Annotated in this window: 16 protein-coding genes and 2 pseudogenes; 3 read left to right on the top strand and 15 right to left on the bottom strand. The window is 41.6% G+C overall.

Annotated elements, in window-relative coordinates:
• Position 1: 1 nt before the first annotated feature.
• The 12 genes and pseudogenes from rfbA to ACSLFW_RS03325 all read right to left on the bottom strand — a co-directional run bounded on the left by rfbA (position 2) and on the right by ACSLFW_RS03325 (position 9,486).
• Positions 2 to 858 (bottom strand): annotated as a pseudogene (gene rfbA, locus ACSLFW_RS03380) (glucose-1-phosphate thymidylyltransferase RfbA).
• Between the two features lies 1 nt (position 859).
• Positions 860 to 1,846, bottom strand: coding sequence for a hypothetical protein (locus ACSLFW_RS03375; RefSeq protein WP_436554647.1), 987 nt, complete (start codon positions 1,844 to 1,846; stop codon positions 860 to 862).
• Between the two features lie 9 nt (positions 1,847 to 1,855).
• A complete protein-coding gene (locus ACSLFW_RS03370) occupies positions 1,856 to 2,866 on the bottom strand; it encodes a DUF6909 family protein (protein WP_436554646.1) in 1,011 nt (336 codons plus the stop codon).
• A complete protein-coding gene (locus ACSLFW_RS03365) occupies positions 2,800 to 3,546 on the bottom strand; it encodes a DUF6909 family protein (protein ID WP_436554645.1) in 747 nt (248 codons plus the stop codon). The genes ACSLFW_RS03370 and ACSLFW_RS03365 overlap by 67 nt, the downstream gene beginning before the upstream one ends.
• A gap of 103 nt (positions 3,547 to 3,649) precedes the next feature.
• Complete coding sequence (locus ACSLFW_RS03360) at positions 3,650 to 3,799, bottom strand: hypothetical protein (RefSeq protein WP_436554644.1); 150 nt, start codon at positions 3,797 to 3,799, stop codon at positions 3,650 to 3,652.
• Between the two features lie 184 nt (positions 3,800 to 3,983).
• On the bottom strand, positions 3,984 to 4,520 hold the full coding sequence (locus tag ACSLFW_RS03355; protein WP_436554643.1) for a carboxypeptidase-like regulatory domain-containing protein: 537 nt from the start codon (positions 4,518 to 4,520) through the stop codon (positions 3,984 to 3,986).
• On the bottom strand, positions 4,520 to 5,347 hold the full coding sequence (locus tag ACSLFW_RS03350; RefSeq protein ID WP_436554642.1) for a carboxypeptidase-like regulatory domain-containing protein: 828 nt from the start codon (positions 5,345 to 5,347) through the stop codon (positions 4,520 to 4,522). The genes ACSLFW_RS03355 and ACSLFW_RS03350 overlap by 1 nt, the downstream gene beginning before the upstream one ends.
• Before the next feature lie 38 nt (positions 5,348 to 5,385).
• The gene (locus ACSLFW_RS03345; RefSeq protein ID WP_436554641.1) at positions 5,386 to 6,243 is read right to left on the bottom strand and encodes a carboxypeptidase-like regulatory domain-containing protein; all 858 of its coding nucleotides are present in this window, start codon (positions 6,241 to 6,243) and stop codon (positions 5,386 to 5,388) included.
• Entirely contained in the window at positions 6,243 to 6,734 is a 492-nt protein-coding gene (locus ACSLFW_RS03340; RefSeq protein WP_436554640.1) for a hypothetical protein, read from the bottom strand. Before ACSLFW_RS03340 ends, ACSLFW_RS03345 begins: the two co-directional genes overlap by 1 nt.
• Positions 6,706 to 7,128 carry a carboxypeptidase-like regulatory domain-containing protein gene (locus ACSLFW_RS03335; RefSeq protein ID WP_436554639.1) on the bottom strand — a complete coding sequence of 141 codons (423 nt, stop codon included), beginning with the start codon at positions 7,126 to 7,128 and terminating at the stop codon, positions 6,706 to 6,708. The genes ACSLFW_RS03340 and ACSLFW_RS03335 overlap by 29 nt, the downstream gene beginning before the upstream one ends.
• The gene (locus ACSLFW_RS03330; protein WP_436554638.1) at positions 7,118 to 8,614 is read right to left on the bottom strand and encodes a GH3 auxin-responsive promoter family protein; all 1,497 of its coding nucleotides are present in this window, start codon (positions 8,612 to 8,614) and stop codon (positions 7,118 to 7,120) included. Before ACSLFW_RS03330 ends, ACSLFW_RS03335 begins: the two co-directional genes overlap by 11 nt.
• Positions 8,615 to 8,616: 2 nt before the next feature.
• A complete protein-coding gene (locus ACSLFW_RS03325) occupies positions 8,617 to 9,486 on the bottom strand; it encodes a M23 family metallopeptidase (RefSeq protein WP_436554637.1) in 870 nt (289 codons plus the stop codon).
• Between the two features lie 238 nt (positions 9,487 to 9,724).
• Between ACSLFW_RS03325 and tatA (ACSLFW_RS03320) the strand changes: the two genes are divergently transcribed.
• Both tatA (ACSLFW_RS03320) and tatA (ACSLFW_RS03315) read left to right on the top strand, forming a co-directional pair.
• Positions 9,725 to 9,976 (top strand): twin-arginine translocase TatA/TatE family subunit, encoded by a 252-nt coding sequence (gene tatA, locus ACSLFW_RS03320; protein WP_436554636.1) that lies wholly within the window; start codon positions 9,725 to 9,727, stop codon positions 9,974 to 9,976.
• Between the two features lie 16 nt (positions 9,977 to 9,992).
• Positions 9,993 to 10,196, top strand: coding sequence for a twin-arginine translocase TatA/TatE family subunit (tatA, locus tag ACSLFW_RS03315; protein ID WP_436554635.1), 204 nt, complete (start codon positions 9,993 to 9,995; stop codon positions 10,194 to 10,196).
• Positions 10,197 to 10,285: 89 nt separating this feature from the next.
• On the opposite strand, the gene ACSLFW_RS03310 is transcribed toward tatA (ACSLFW_RS03315), so the two are convergent.
• The 3 genes and pseudogenes from ACSLFW_RS03310 to ACSLFW_RS03300 all read right to left on the bottom strand — a co-directional run bounded on the left by ACSLFW_RS03310 (position 10,286) and on the right by ACSLFW_RS03300 (position 13,855).
• Positions 10,286 to 12,409: a Tex family protein gene (locus ACSLFW_RS03310; protein ID WP_436554634.1), complete on the bottom strand. Its 2,124-nt coding sequence runs from the start codon at positions 12,407 to 12,409 to the stop codon at positions 10,286 to 10,288.
• 104 nt (positions 12,410 to 12,513) lie between these two features.
• Positions 12,514 to 13,422: a cation diffusion facilitator family transporter gene (locus ACSLFW_RS03305; RefSeq protein ID WP_436554633.1), complete on the bottom strand. Its 909-nt coding sequence runs from the start codon at positions 13,420 to 13,422 to the stop codon at positions 12,514 to 12,516.
• 1 nt (position 13,423) lies between these two features.
• Positions 13,424 to 13,855 (bottom strand): annotated as a pseudogene (locus tag ACSLFW_RS03300) (RpiB/LacA/LacB family sugar-phosphate isomerase).
• 937 nt (positions 13,856 to 14,792) lie between these two features.
• Here ACSLFW_RS03300 and rnr point away from each other — a divergent pair.
• Positions 14,793 to 16,976, top strand: coding sequence for a ribonuclease R (gene rnr, locus ACSLFW_RS03295; protein ID WP_436554632.1), 2,184 nt, complete (start codon positions 14,793 to 14,795; stop codon positions 16,974 to 16,976).
• Positions 16,977 to 16,981 lie beyond the last annotated feature (5 nt).

The following is a 16,981-nucleotide window of genomic DNA, read 5'->3' as shown; positions in this document are numbered from 1 at the left end:
CTTATAATAAACTCAGTAAATGCGTGCCGTAGCCGCTTTTTAGTAATGGTTCGGCGATTTTTTTCAGTTGTTCCGCATCGATAAAGCCCATTTTGAAGGCAGCTTCTTCGATAGAACCGATTTTGAGTCCCTGCCGTTCTTCAATCACCTGAACGAATTGCGAAGCCTGCATCAGCGAATTGAAAGTGCCCGTGTCAAACCACGCGGTGCCGCGGTCTAGGATGCTGACTTTTAATTTTCCTCTTCTTAAGTATTCCTTGTTGACATCGGTGATTTCTATTTCTCCGCGGTGGCTTGGTTTGATATTCGAAGCAATTTCGACGACATCATTGTCATAAAAGTAAATGCCCGGAACCGCATAATTGGATTTCGGCTCAAGTGGTTTTTCTTCTATCGAAAGTACTTTTCCGTCGCCATCAAAATCGACTACGCCGTAACGCTCGGGATCGTGCACGTGGTAAGCATAAATGATACCCCGTCCGGATTGTTATTGGCCTGAAGCAAATCTGAAAGCCCGGTACCGTAAAAAATATTATCGCCGAGAACCAGCGCTACTTTGTCGTTTCCGATGAATTCTTTCCCGATGATAAATGCTTCCGCAAGGCCGTTCGGATGTTCCTGAACCGCATATTCGAATTTACAGCCCAAACGCGAACCGTCGCCGAGCAATTGCCTGAAAAGCGGCAAATCGTGTGGGGTTGAAATGATCAGGATTTCGCTGATTCCTGACCAAAGCAATGTCGACAATGGATAATAAATCATCGGTTTGTCGTAAATCGGCATCAATTGCTTGCTGACCGCCAACGTTAACGGATGGAGCCGCGTGCCCGAGCCTCCTGCTAAAATAATTCCTTTCATATCAGCTGGTTTGTTTCAGTTTTGCCATTTGTCTTTTGTAAAAACCAAAGACCAATTTAAACGCTATGAACAGTCCGATGAAAAGTACCGGAAGGATAAATTTCAGTTTGCCGTTGAGTGACTTGGTGTCTTTCATGTTCAGGACGGCGCTGTTGTCTTTTACAATTTTATCAGTGCCGATCAACGCTATTTTTTGATTGGCTACATCCTGAGTCAAGTCATTTTTGGTTTTCAGAACGTCGTTCAGCTGCGTATTATCACTGATGAAAACTCCAGATTTTCCAGCATTTCCTGATAACGTCGCCGCTGAATAACCCGCAAGCAGATTGTTGATTTGAGCAATTGTTTCCTCATTGGTTTTAATTTTCAGGTTGATGCTTTCAACTTCCGACTTTTGGACTTTCTGGAAATAATCGCTTTGATTGAGATAGTCCAGCAATGGCTCTGTCAGTACTTTTGAATCAAGTTTTCCTTCTGTGGTGATGATGAGTTTGTGGTGTGCATAATTGCGGCTTGTAGTTCCGTCTTCGATGATTTTCTCCATCTGCCCGTCTTCTGCCATCAATTTAATAAGATCGAAATTCTGTTCCCTGCTGCTTATGAATCCGTAAATATCGGTTATCGGCTCAATTTTGATGTTCAAAAATGATGATGGTTTCGTGATGCCTATTTTTTTCAGGAACACCGTGTCGCGCTCTTTAACTTTTGCAGCGATAAGTCCGATTTTTGAATACGTATATTCAACACTTCCAAAATTAGGCGTTACAATCACTTCATGGGTATAAATGCCTTTGCCGCCATCGAGGTAAAAACCAAGTCCGGCACTGACAATAAAAAGTAGGATAAGAATGATAATATTCTTGATGACGAAGAGAAACCCGCCGAAAATCCAACTTAAAAATCGCTCATAACTATTGTTGATGCCTTTCGAAATCGCCGATAAATCTATTTCCTGGTCGTTGTTCTTGCTTTTGGAGTCCTGACTCATTTTTGAAATTTATTTTACGTTAAAAATTTGTTCTAATATTTTGATTGTAATGAGGTACGTCGGTTTTACGCCCGTTGTTCCCAATCCGCCTGAAGCCAGCGTACTTCCGGTTTCCAAAGGATTATCCGAAGCATAATACGCATATCTTACCTTCACATTCCGGATTGATACTTTTCCTGATTTTTGAAGCCGATTGAATCGCTTTCTGGTAATAAGCGCCTTCCATTTCAAGGCCGATGACGCCCAGGTCGATTCGTGGAAAAATTTCAGCAAATCGCGGTTTTGCAGCGAAGTTCCCAAGACGGTAACCATCGGGCCGGCATAAACCGGAATTTCGTTGCCTTCGAACATTTCGGCCGTCAATTCATTTTCAAACGGATAATTATCGCCCGTTCCTTCGTTGATATGCGCCGACGGAATCATGATATCGCCTTTTCCGCCTTCGAGGATTCCGGCTTTACCCATGATGGAAACCGAAACCACATTCAGCAGGTGTTTCTTGTTTTTCGATTCGTTGAAAGGCTTCAGCAATTCGTCGATCGTTTCATACGCCTGTTCTCCAAACGCATAATCCATCACGATTATTACCGGTGCGCTGCCATCGATTTTCGCGTTCGGGAAAGCCGATTTCTTCCAGTCGATTTTTGCGGTGTCAAAAATCTGTACGTCGATGTTCGTCCCTGAAGTATCCGGAAGCGAAATCATCCCGTGCTGCAAAGCGAATTCCTCAACCTTATTGCGAACGTCGTGTGCGCCGGGCTTGCTGAGTTCTTCGTATACAAAAAAGTCGCCTTTGTCTTTGTATTTCGCCTTGTGCACATGCGGCGCGAAAAGCGAATTCATGACGCTGTGCATGTTTGCGCTGATGATGTGTATCGGGCGGTCAAGCAATTCGTTTTCCTTTAAAACCTGCTTGATGTTCGTTGCCCAGAATTCCCCGTGGATGTGGTGTCCTAATCTTTCGCGCAAAATCGGACTGAAAGTGATCGTTCTTTTGTTGTTTTCCAAAAGTTCTTCCATCGCCAGTTTCCCGAGCCAGTAAATGATGTGTAAAAACCGTCCGGACGATCTGCTGTTCCAAAGTCGTCATAAATGGCAGAAACCTCAGCAAATGTGCGTCCTAAGATATTGGCCGCATGCGAAATGGCTTTTTCTTTTTCAATCAGCGGTAATTTCTTTCCCGCCAGAACCGCTTGCTCCATTTTAAGCCAGTCGCGCGATAATTCGCCGCTGTCGTCAATCAGGACGCGGTTTTTGATTTTATGCGATTCGATGAAAATGAATGTGAGGTGTGTCAGGATATCGTAAATGTCTGAGCGTCCGCGCGTGATCTCAACGTTCATCTGTTCTTCGTCGATGCGGTAGCAGTTTCTTCTTCTTTTTGGCGGAATGATCGCCTTGAAATGGGAATTCGAATACCCTTCGTCTGAAGTTAAATTGATGAAACGGCATTCCTCTATTCCTGTCGGAAGGCGTTCTATAACGTATAAAAGTCCGCTTAATTCTACTTTTTCTTCGGCAATAGAGCCGTAAATTTCAGGTCTGAGCGATAAAAGTGCTTCGCGCAAAGTCTCGCCCGAAATGCCCATCGGCTTGTAAAAACCGCGGTTGAATAAATGCCTGATGGTGATGTACAATCGTTCGATAGCTGCCGACGATTCTTGCGCCCTTGAGCGCGAAATGTTCTTGATTTCCTTCATTAATGTTTTTTTCTAACCTGCAAATGTAGGATTTTTATTTTTTATATGGTTAAGCGTGAGTAAAGGCTTTAGTTGCTTACTGTAATGCTGAAGCGACTTTTTATCAGTTCGTAAGTGTCAATTGTATGGCAAGATTAGCATATTTACCAAAATAGTCTGGTAAATCTTTGTCATTGTTTTTGGCCTGTTTTATCCATTTTCCACCATTATACTTCCACGTGAGTGCTTTTTCTGAAGGAATCGCACCGAACAACGGCTGGTATAAATCTGTTTTATCTTTGCTTCCTTTTTCATGAAAGGTGGCTTTATTTTCTTCGATGATCAGGATTCTAGTGAAACAAAAAATCCCTTTTCAGGAAAATTAAGCCTGTAGGGCATAAGATCAATGTTGGTTTTTTTATTAAAGCTTTTGACGCTTACGATGATGTTCCCGTCGGTTAAATCTTTCCCGGACTTCCGTCATCGTTCACTTCAAGCAGCCGCAAATTAAAGGTCGCGTTATTTATATAGGATGTAGTCATGATGGTTATCCTTTTTAAAAACGGCGTCGCAGAAAGGCTGTCGTTATACTCGAAAAATTTTGCGACCATCATCGGAAGGCCAACGCATCCGTACCCAAAAGCGACATCCTTTTTTTTGAATGCATCAATTATAAGTTGTTTTTTACCGGTAGGTTGTTGCATCACAATTTCATCGAGTGCAGTGATGGCGTGCGTCAACACCAATTTTTCCGTGGCAGCGGCGGCGGCGATTTTTTTGGTTTCAAAACCCACCGCTGAAAATACAAGTGTTTTATTGTCGGCGGCGTTGATTGAGAATTTTCCGTCTTTATCGGCAGTTGCACCAGAATTTTCATTTTCAACCCAAATGTTTACATAAGGTATCGGTTTTCCATCCTCATCCGTGACAACGCCTTTGACTTGCGCTGCAAGTGAAAAATTTGCCAGCAAAAATAAAATCAAAAGCTTTTTCATCAGTCGGTAAGTGTTAGGTTAATTGCCGGTTCAAATGAGCCGACAACATTGCCATCGCCCGTCATCAAAGGCCGCTCATACCATTTTCCGCCGCCTTCACGAAAGTAGGCGTTACGCGTCTTTGTCCGATTGCCCAATACTGTCGGTTCATAACGTATTACGTCGTGGCGCTTTCCTTCAGATTTGTAATAATCGTTGTATTTGTTGCTTTCGATGAGCATCCATTCAAAAGCGACGAAAATTCCTGTTTCAGGCACTTGAAGCTTGTATTTCGTCAAATCGACAATCGTTTTGCGCTCGCCTCTTTTTACTGTGATGATGATATCTTCATTAATCAAATCTTCGCCCGGAAATCCGGCAGCATCAACGCCGAAAACCCGAATTTTTATGGTTGCTTTCCGATGGGAATTGTCGGTATAAATGATAGCATTTTTAATAAACGGCGTCTGTTCGTATGCCGATTCATAAGGAAATTTCTTTGCGAAAAGCGTAGGCCATGACCAGCCGGGCTGTATATATTGGTGCTTCTCAAATGCACCAATCACATTGTTTTCCTGGTTGTTCGGATTATTGATTGCGACTTCGTTAAGTTCGTAAACGACCGGTTTAAGCTGAATTGACACTGCATTTACTGAAGCTATCTTTTTGGTTTCAAAACCTAATGCAGAAACAATCAGGGTTTTATCTTTTACATTTTCCTCTATTGTAAATTTTCCATCTTCTTCGGCCGTGGCGCCTTGCTTTTCATCTTCGACGGCAATTGTAGCAAATGACACCGGTTTCCCGGAAATACTGTCGGTCACAATTCCGCTGAGTTGCGCTGACACTGCTGCAGGAAAAAGCAAAAAGAGAAGAGTCGCTTTCATCAATTCGTAAGAATTAAATTAATCGCAGGCTCCCAAAGCACCTGCGTTGGCGATGGCCTTTTACGTTGTTTTGCCCAGCTGCCGTTACCGCTCATGTAAGTATATTCCCGTTCGGCTTCATAAGTCAGGATGCGCGGCTCAAAACCATCTGTCGGCAATTGTTTACCGTCTTTTTTGAAAAACACCCTGTTTTGCTCAATAAATAAGTGCTCAAATGCGATAAAAATGCCTTCGCCAGGAATTGTAATATGGTACTTCGTCAGGTCGATAATATTCTTTCGGCTTCCCTTTTTGACCGGAATGATGATGTTTTCGGGAACGATGTCTTCACCCGGATTTCCATCTTCACCAACCGCCATAATCCGCAGCCTGAAAAGCGCGCCGTCAATTTCGCTTGATGTGGTGACTACAGCATCTTTGACAAAACGATTTTCGCCGTAAGTCTCTTTATACGGAAAATATTTAGCGAATATCCACGGCATTTTCCCGAAAGAAAATTGTGGCAAACCGGATTTTTTCGAATCGCCAATTTCAATTTTCGTCTTCCCGAGGCTTTTCAGAATGGGAATTTCATCGAGTTCGTAAACTTCGGGTTTGAGCTTTACATTTCCGGATTTGGAGATTTTTACTTTTGCAGATGTGAAGCCGATCGCGGAAAAAACAAGTTCGGTATTGGGGTCGGCGATATCAATTTTATAACTTCCGTCGGCTTCTGAACTCATTCCGATGGCTTTCCCGTCAATGGTGATGTTGGCATACGGAATTGGTTTTCCCGAAATGCTGTCGGTAACCGTTCCGCTGATTTGCGCCACAGCCGAAAAATTCACAAATAAAAATAAAATCAGGATTTTTCGCATCAGTTCGTAAGTGTCAGTTGTATGGCAAGATTGGCGAATTTATCATAATAATCCTGCGGCTCTTTATTCTTGCTTTTGGTTTTAATTAAGCCCCAATTGCCTCCGATGTAACGCCATGTTAAAGCATCTTCAGAAGGCAGTGCACCAAAGTGCGGTTGGTAACTGTCCATCATTTCTTTGCTTCCTTTTACATGAACGCTGTATTTATTTTCTTCAATGATCAGGAATTCTACCGATACGAAAAATCCTTTTTCGGGAAATTGTAACTGGTATTTCCTTAAATCAACTTCGGTATTTTTCTTGCCGTTTTTCACGATGACGATGATGTTTTCGCCAAGCAAATCTTTTCCCGGGCTGCCGTCATCATTGACTTCGAGTATCCTTAAATTGAATGAGGCTTTGTTTTTATACGATTCCGTCATGATTGTGAGTTGCTCCAGAAATGGCGTCGCGGCAATGCTGTCATTGTATGCAAAAAACTTGGCCAGCATCCACGGCCAGTTGCCAGCATCCGTAATAAAAATGAATATCGCTTTTTTTGTAGGTGTCGATTTCGACTTGTTTGATTCCCTTTGGTTTTCGAACCACGACTTCATCGAGCAAAGTTATCGCGCGTTTTAACACGACTTTCTCCGCGTTAGCGGCGGCGATTTTTTTATTTTCAAATCCGACTGCGGAAAAAACCAAAACCTTATTCACATCATTTATATTGATTGAAAAAACACCGTCAGCATCAGCTGTTGTACCGGCATTTTCATTTTCTATCCAAATGTTAACGTATGGTATCGGTTTTCCTTCTTCTTCAGCGACGATTCCTTTGACCGAAGTTTGCGCCGGAACAAAAAATGGCAGTAATAAAATCGATATGAAAAATTTAAATTTCATTGTCACGCATTAGCGCATCGGCGATTTTCCGGTCGTTAGACAATCTTGGAATTTTGTTTTGCCCGCCCAGTTTACCAATCGATTTCATATAGTCCTGAAAACCGTTTTTCGGGATTTTCGTGATGATAAGATTTTGCAGAACGTTCCCGACAATCAAATCATCGTAATACACATTTTGGCGGCGCATGGATGTATTGATAGCTTCCGCGAAAGCGGAAAAATTTTCGGGCTCATTTTCGAATTCAATGAACCACTCATGGTATGGCAATCCGGTTTTCGGCGTAATTTGCGGCGCGACGGTGAATTCGTTGACACGGATATTCGTGTTTTCCATCGCTTCTTTAAGCGCGGTTTCGACTTCTTTTCCAATCACATGTTCGCCGAAAGCCGAAATGTAATGTTTGATTCTTCCTGAAACGACAACGCGATAAGGTTTGAGGCTCGTAAACTGAACGGTATCGCCGATATTGTATGCCCAAAGTCCGGCGTTTGTGGAAATGATCAGCACGTAATTCACCCCCAATTCAACTTCACCAATGGTATAACGGCGTGGTTTTTCTGTAAAAAATTCTTCTGATTTTATGAATTCGTAGAAAATCCCGGAGTTCAGAAGTAACAACATTCCTTTTTCTTTCTGGGAATCCTGATATGCAAAAAATCCTTCTGATGCCGGGAATAATTCAATGCTGTCGACTTTCCGTCCGATCAGATTTTCAAATTTCGCGCGGTACGGTTCATAATTCACGCCGCCATAAATGAACAGATTGAAATTCCTGAAAATCTCGCCGACTGGTTTTCCCGTTTTCTGTTTCAGCTTTTCAAAATACATCTGCACCCACGACGGAATGCCCGAAATCACAGTCATATTCTCGTTAAAAGTTTCCTCAACAATCGCGTCGACTTTGGTTTCCCAGTCTTCAATGCAATTGGTTTCCCACGACGGCATTCGGTTTTTCTGCAGGTATTTCGGAACGAAATGGGCGACAATTCCGGACAATCTGCCAAGTTTGATGCCGTTTTTTTCATCGAGTTCCGGGCTTCCCTGCAGAAAAATCATTTTTCCCGAAACGAAATCTGCTTTTCCGGTTTCATGGATGTAATGCAGGATCGCATCGCGCGCCGCCTGAATATGAAATGGCATTGATGCTTTTGTGAGCGGAATATATTTCGCACCCGAAGTCGTTCCGGAAGTTTTGGCGAAATACAAAGGTTTTCCTTTCCAAAGCACGTCTTCTTTGCCTTTGACGACTTTTTCGATGTACGGTTTCAGTTCTTCATAATCGCGCACCGGGACTTTTTTCGCGAAATCTTCAAAAGTTTTGATGTGTGCGAAATGATGGTCACTGCCGAATTCGGTTTTTTTCGCCTGGCGGATGAGATTTTTGAAAACTTTTTGCTGCGTGGCAACAGGATTATTGGCCGATTTTTGGGTCTTATTAAAAATCCTCGTGGCGAAAATCTTGGCGGCTGCGGATTTTAATGACATATTTATTCGAATGATATGAATTGGGTCGGATCGATCGGATAGCCGTCTTTCCAGAGTTCAAAATGCAGATGCACGCCGGTTGATCGTTCTCCGGTTGTGCCTGCAATTGCAATGACTTCACTGGTTCGCACGACATCGCCTTCTTCTGCGGTGATTGATTCGCAATGTTTATAAACTGAAATAATGCCGTCATTGTGGCGTACGATGACAACGTTTCCGTTACTCGGTGTCCAGTCGGCGAAAATCACGGTGCCGTTCGCAATTGATTTTATCGGCGTGTCTTTCGCGACAGCAACATCAACTGCAAAATGCTTGTTTCTGGCGCTGTAATTTTCTGTGATATGGCCTTTAACGGGTGCAAAAAGTACAAGTCCGACGCGCGGTTTTGCTTTTTCGAAAAGATTGTATTTGTCTTCCTGCTCGACTTCCTTGCGCAGTTTCATCTCAGATTCTGACGGATTGAGTTTGGCTTCGGAAGCGTTCATGCCTTCCGTGGGAACGATAGAATCTTTGCTGAGTTTGGCATAATCCAAATCGTCGGTCAAAATGCGTTTTATCGATTGGATGTAGGCTTCGTTTTTCTTCAGCGCATTGCTCAGGGAATCGGATTTCAGTGCGAGTTCGGTCGCGTCTTTTTTCAATTTTGAAGATGCATAACCCGGAATATATTCGCGAAGCGGCGTAAACGCTATGATGTAAGTGGTCACAAAAATGATCAAAATCGCGCCGACAGTCGCCACGACAAAGACATTCATCAGCGTCAGCTTCAAAGAAAAAATTTCTTCAAACGTATCTTCATTCAGGATCACCAGGCGGTTTTTCGTGAATAATCTTTTCTTAAGCAGTTGCCTTTTTTGTCTTTTGCCCGACATTCAGAGTAATTTATGTTACAAATATATGGGAATTTATAGGTTTAATTGTGGCGAATTGGTTTTATGATTGGCTGCGAAATCGGTAAAATTCCCGAACTACAGGCAATCTAAAGTCAGCAAAAAGCCGTATCTGAAAGTATATAACGCAAACTTTAACTTTTAATTATTACAAAATAAATCGGGCAGCCGCGATTGCACGTCCATTTTTTGTAATTTTGTTAAAATAAACTTTTCAGATATGAACGCACTCATGATATTTTTAGGAGAATTCGGTATAAAAGAAATTCTTTTTATCCTTTTGATCATCCTGCTGCTTTTCGGAGGCAGAAAAATTCCGGAACTGATGAAAGGTCTCGGAAGCGGCATCAAGGAATTTAAAAACGCTGCTAAAGACGATACTGCACAAAAAGATCCGGTTTCTACCGATCCGATTACGCCATCATCGCCAACAGCCGAGCCTACAGTACACAAATCGGACGAAACTATTTAATTTTAAAACATAGAAAATGAACGCATTATATATATTTTTAGGAGAATTCGGAATCAAAGAAATCCTTTTCGTCCTTTTGATCATATTATTACTTTTTGGAGGCAGAAAAATTCCGGAACTGATGAAAGGCTTAGGAAGCGGCATCAAGGAATTTAAAAATGCCTCGAAAGACGACCAGCAACCTGCTAATTCAAGGGCTGAAGAAGAAAGAAGAGCATAGGTTTTTAAATTCCAATAGTTGAAATCCCAAATTCCAAACTTGAACGCAATGTTCTGATTGGAATTTGGGATTTGTTTTTATTTGGAATTTTACAATATCATGCTGAGCTGAATTCGCTTTCTGTCTTCATCAACTTCAGTCACTTTCACCTGAACATGCTGGTGTAATCTGACGACTTCATTAACGTCTGAAACGAATCCGGCTTTGAGTTGCGAAATATGTACAAGACCGCTTTCCTTGATGCCGATGTCGACAAAACAACCGAAATTGGTGATGTTGTTGACGATTCCGGGCAAAACCATTCCGGTTCTGACGTCTTTTATTGTTTTTACATTGGAATCAAATTCGAAAACTTTTGCCGATTTTCTCGGATCCAATCCCGGTTTTTCGAGTTCTTTGATGATATCTTTTAAACCCAGAATACCAATTTCTGAAGTGACGTAATTCTCGGGTTTAATGAGTGCGGTTTTCTCTTTATTCGCTATCAAATCATTGACGGAAATTTTCAAATCTTTCGCCATTTTTTCAACAATCGGATAGGCTTCGGGATGCACAGCTGAATTGTCAAGCGGATTTTTCGCATTTGAAATCCTGATAAAAGCTACGCCTTGCTGGTATGCTTTTTCGCCTAATCGCGGCACTTTTTTGAGCTGTTTCCGGTCTTCAAACGGGCCGTTTTCTGAGCGGTACTGTACGATGTTTTCAGCGAGTTTCTCCCCGATTCCGCTTACATATCCAAGCAAATGCCTGCTTGCCGTATTGATGTTGATACCGACAGAATTCACGCATCTTATCACAACCGTATCGAGCTCATCTTTTAATTTTCCCTGATCAACATCGTGTTGGTATTGGCCTACGCCGATGGCTTTCGGGTCGATTTTTACGAGTTCGGCAAGTGGATCTGACAATCTTCTTCCGATGGAAACGGCGCCACGAACAGTCACATCAAAATTCGGGAATTCCTCGCGTGCAATTTTTGACGCGGAATAAACCGACGCGCCGGCTTCGCTTACGATAAAAACCTGCACAGGTTTGTCAAAAGCGATTTTTTTGATGAAAAATTCAGTTTCCCTTGACGCCGTTCCGTTACCGATTGAAATCGCATCGATTTTATAAGCGTTGACCATCGAGCGGATTTTCTTCATCGCAATCGCATCTTCATGTTGCGGTGCATGCGGAAAAATGGTTTCGTTGTACAGCAAATCGCCTTTTTCGTCGAGGCAAACGATTTTACAGCCGCTGCGAAACCCAGGATCGATGGCCAAAATCCGCTTTTCGCCCAATGGCGGTGCGAGTAAAAGCTGACTCAAATTATTGGCGAAAACGCCAATAGAATTCAAATCTGCTTTGGCTTTTGCTTCCTGTAAAGCTTCGTTTGAAATGGCCGGAGCGAGCAATCTTTTATAACTGTCTTCGATGGCGAGTTGCAAATGCGGCGTGGTATCGTTGTTTTTTTTGATGATGATCTGGTCGATGATTTCGAGTGCTTCTTCAGGTTCGACTTCGATTTTCATCTTGACGAAACCTTCATTTTCGGCGCGCAGCATTGCCAATAATCTGTGTGGCGGCGTTTTGGAAAGCGGTTCCGACCAATCGAAATATTGGTTGAATTTCTGTGCGTTTTCATCGTCTTTTTTGGTTTTGACGACTTTGGTGGCGATTGTTGATTTTCGCTGGTAAACGCGTCTCAGCTGCTTTCTGACATAAATATTTTCGTTGATCCATTCGGCGATTATGTCGCGTGCGCCTTGCAAAGCTTCATCTTCATTCTTTACATTTTTGTTGAGATAGCGCGTTGAAATGAAATCGACATCGTCATTATTTTGCGCCATGATGATTTTGGCGAGCGGCTCGAGTCCGTTTTCGCGGGCGACATCGGCGCGGGTTTTTTTCTTCTTTTTGTAAGGAAGGTAGCAATCTTCGAGTTCATTTAAATCGAAACTGCTGTCGATTTTCTGCTTCAATTCTGAAGTCAGCGCTCCTTGCTCGTCGATCGCTTTTAAGATGGCGTCTTTTCGTTTTACAATCGCGTCGAAAGACGCGTTGAGTTTGGCAATTTGTTCGATGACAACCTCATCCAGATTTCCGGTCTTGTCTTTCCGGTAGCGGGAAATAAAAGGGATTGTGCAGTCTTCTGATAAAAGCTGTAAGGTATTTTCGATGTTTTTCGGAGCGGTGTTGACTTGGTTTTGGATGAATTGAAGGCTGGTCATTTTGGATAATTTTGCCCACAAATCTAAATATAAATCTCGCAAAGACGCTAAGCCGCAAAGGTAAATCTTGACAATATTTGCGGCTTAGCGTCTTTGCGAGGATTTCATTCCTGGACAATAAAATCCTTCACGCACTTTTTGTCAAATTCCGGTTGGATTGTACAATGATTAATTTGAAAATCATGACGCAAAATTTCCTCAATTTCATTCACCAAAATGTTGAATTGTGAAATAGAAATATCGTCTTTGCAGTCGAGATGCGCTTCAAAATGCAATTCGTTGTCGTTCAAATGCCAAAGGTGGATGTGGTATAATTTGTTATTTCCCGTAACGGAGTGGATTTTTTCGACGATTTCGTTGATGTTGAGATTTTCGGGCGTGAAAAGCATCAGCATTTTGGTGGATGATTTCAGGAGCCCGAAACCCATGATGATCAGGTAAACCGCGATTCCGAAGGTAATCAGGCTGTCGACCCAAAACCAGCCGAAATATTTCATTAAAATCCCACCAACTAAAACCGCAACCGACGCAATCATGTCGGTAAAAAGATGGAGGTAGGCAGAACGCATGTTGATGTTGTGTTCGGCGTCCTTCTTTATCAGGAATGCGGAATAGCCGTTGAATACAATTCCAAGTAATGAAAGCCAGATTACAAGTCCGGAACCAATGATTACAGGTTTTGAAAATCTTTCAACTGCTTCATAAATCAGAAAAAGCGCAACAATAATCAAAGTCGCCGCATTGACGAAAGCCACAATCAATTCTGCTCGTTTATAACCAAAAGTGCTGATTGGCGTTGCTTTTCTTTTGACGAGTTTATGTGCAATGAGACTTAAAACCAAAGACAAAACGTCGCTGAAATTGTGCAGCGCATCTGAAATCAGCGCCAGGCTTCCCGAAATAAATCCGCCCACAATTTGCGCCAGCGTAATCCCGATATTCAGCACAATCGATAAGGAAAGTCCTTTATCGGTTACTTCATGATGGTGGTGATGGCTGTGGTCGTGTGCCATTTTATTTGCACGGAATTTTACCGACTCTTATCGCGTGCCTTCCGCCTTCAAATGCGGTGTTGAGGAAAGTATCCACCATTTCGACGGCTTGCGGGATTGAAGTAAATCGCGCCGGGATACTGATAATGTTGGCGTTGTTGTGACTTCTGGCAAGAAATGCAATTTCTTTCGTCCAGCACAAAGCTGCGCGGATGCTTTGGTGTTTGTTGACGGTCATATTGATGCCGTTGCCGCTGCCGCAGATGACAATTCCGAAATCGGCTTTTTGGTTTTCGACGTCACTGGCAACCGGATGTCCGAAATCTGCATAATCTACACTGTCGGATGTGTCGGTGCCGTAATTGGTGATTTCATGGCCTTTCGCTTTAAGCATTTCGACAATGGCTTTTTTATATTCTGGTTAGGCGTGGTCGTTTCCTATAGAGATTTTCATTTGATGGGGATTAGTTGTGTACTGCAAATTTAGATTTTTTTTGAACCATTAATGCAATAAGGTTCATTAAGTATGATTTTACCGCAAAGGTCACAAAGTTCTTCGCAAATATTTTTAAGTTTTGCTTCGCGTACCTTTGCGGAAAAACTTTGCGCTCTTTGCGTTTAAGACACACAAAATGAGCTTAATGAATCTTATTAACTCAATAGTTAATCACTCCGTTTTCATTAATAAAAATGTTAAAATGTTGCATTGTTAATACTAAAACGTAATCACTTGATAATCAGTTAACCTTAAATTAACATTGATTGTTTATAACTTAAGATAGAAAATCAGAAGTTTTTTTTGGTTGTATCAATTAAAAAAGTAATCCAAAACCGGAATCAGAAATGCAAATTTAGTTTGGTGAATTTTTAGAAAAGTTATCAATAAAAATCGGCTGTTTTTCAACAGGATTTTGATTACAAACTTATTTACAAAAACGATTCATTTTTGATTATCAACCATTGTTGACAACCTTAAAAAATAACTTCAAAATGAAGCGTTTAAGTCCATTATTATATGTTAATAAAATGTTATAAGAAGTTTAAACTAATATTTACACCAGATAAACAAAAAGTTATAGCAACAATTAACACGCTATAATAACCACCAAAATTTTAAATTAATTTCAATTTTTTATTTTGTAGTTTTTAATTGTTGTTGAAAAGTTTTCGTTGGTTGGTTCAGGGTATCGGGTGCAAGGTTTAGGGTTAATAATCTTTGTCAATAAAAAGAACTAATTGTTATGGAATACTATTTTAGCATTCTGAAAACCCCTGAACCTTATACCCAACACCCTGAACCCTTGTAAAAAGTTATATTTTCTTTAATAAAGAATCCCAAAAACCCAATTGTTAATTCTAATTCGTAATTTTGGAAATATTAGAAAAGATATATGAGTAAGAAACCTAGAAAGTTAGGGAAAAAAGACAAGGATTTCTCCGGAAAAATTTTAAAAATATTATCACAGGAAGCCAATAAAGCCTTTAACTACAAGCAGATTGCCGCCAAACTCGAACTGAACGATACCAAGAGCCGCAACGAAATTATCAAAGACCTGAAAATCCTTTGGGCACAAAAGAAAATCATCGAGACCGAACCCGGAAAATACCTCGTAAAAGCATCCAGCAAAGAATATTACGAAGGGAAAATCGATATGACGAGCCGTAAAACCGCTTATTTTATCTGCGAAGATTTTGAGGAAGATGTCTTCATTCCGACCAATAATCTCAACCACGCGCTCGATAAAGACAAGGTAAAAGTCTATGTTTATAACCGTCGCAGCGGAAGACGTGCCGAAGGTGAAGTAGTAGAAATCCTCGAAAGGGACAAGACAGAATTTGTTGGTGTGATTGATATCCATCCGAATTTCGGATTCGTATCGACGGCCAATGCGAAAATGTACACCGATATTTTTATTCCGAAAGACAAATACGGCGATGCTGAAAATGGCGATGTCGTTTTGGTAAAAATTGAAGATTGGCCTGCAAAAGCCGATAGTCCGTTTGGTTCAGTGATTCGTGTTCTCGGAAAACCCGGCGAGCACAATACAGAAATACACGCGATTTTAGCCGAGTACGGATTGCCTTATGATTTTCCGGTAGAAGTGGAAGTTTTCGCACAGAAGTTGGACACGGAAATTCATCCTGAAGAAATTGCCAATCGTCGCGACATGCGCGATACGCTGACATTTACGATTGATCCGAAAGATGCCAAAGATTTTGATGATGCGCTGTCTTTCAAAAAGTTAGACAACGGCCATTACGAAATCGGGATCCATATTGCAGATGTTTCTTATTATCTGGAAGAAGGAACGATTCTCGATGAAGAAGCGTACCAACGCGGCACTTCGGTTTATTTAGTAGACCGCGTGGTTCCGATGTTGCCGGAAGTTTTATCGAATTTCGCTTGTTCCTTACGTCCGCATGAAGAAAAATATACGTTTTCTGCCATTTTCGAAATCAATGAAAAAGCACAGGTTACAAGCCAATGGTTTGGAAGAACCGTGATTTACTCCGACCAGAGATTTGCTTACGAAGAGGCGCAATATATAATCGAAACGAAAGACAATACGATTCCGGCTGACATTTCCTTAACAGGCGAATCCTATGTGGTTAAAGATGAAATTGTCGAAGCGACTTTAAAACTCGACCAGCTGGCGAAGATTTTCCGAGCCAATCGAATGAAAAACGGCGCGATATCTTTCGATAAAGTCGAAGTAAAATTCAACCTGAATGAAGAAGCAGAGCCGGTTGGCGTATATTTCAAACAGAGCAAAGATTCGAACCATCTGATTGAGGAATTTATGCTTCTGGCCAATCGAAAAGTCGCTGAATTCATCGGAAAGCAAAAGAAAACATTTGTCTATCGCATTCACGATGAGCCGAATGAAGACAAATTGATCAATCTTCAAACTGTAATTTCGAAGTTTGGTTATTCGATTAATTTCAAAACTAAAGCCGATATTTCCAAATCCTTGAATAATTTATTGACCGATGTCCAGGGTAAAAAAGAACAGAATTTGGTAGATACTTTGGCGATCCGAACGATGAGCAAAGCCAAATATTCAACAGATAATATTGGGCATTACGGACTCGCATTCGACTATTATTCGCACTTCACATCGCCAATCCGTCGTTATCCTGACGTGATGGTGCACAGGCTTTTGCAATATTATTTAGATGGCGGAAAATCAGTCAGCGAAGAAGTTTACGAAGAAAAATGTGAGCATGCCTCCAATATGGAAAATCTCGCTACACAAGCCGAACGCGATTCGATCAAATACATGCAGATCAAATACATGCAGGATCATAAAGATGAGGAATTCCTGGGCGTCATTTCCGGCGTGACCGAATGGGGAATTTATGTCGAAATCGTCGATAACAAATGCGAAGGCATGTGCCGCATCCGCGAAATCAAAGACGATTATTACACCTTCGATGAAAAGCAATATGCGCTCGTTGGCGAAATGTCTAAGAAGATCTTACAATTAGGCGACGAAGTTTACGTTAAAGTAAAAAATGCAGATTTGGTGAAGAAACAGCTTGATTTTCATTTTATAAGGAAGAACGAAGCGTAATTTTT

Source organism: Flavobacterium sp. 3HN19-14 (assembly GCF_051373205.1).
GTDB lineage: Bacteria > Bacteroidota > Bacteroidia > Flavobacteriales > Flavobacteriaceae > Flavobacterium.
The sequence above is the reverse complement of the archived record's forward strand: the minus strand, read 5'-3'. Positions and strand labels throughout refer to the sequence as shown.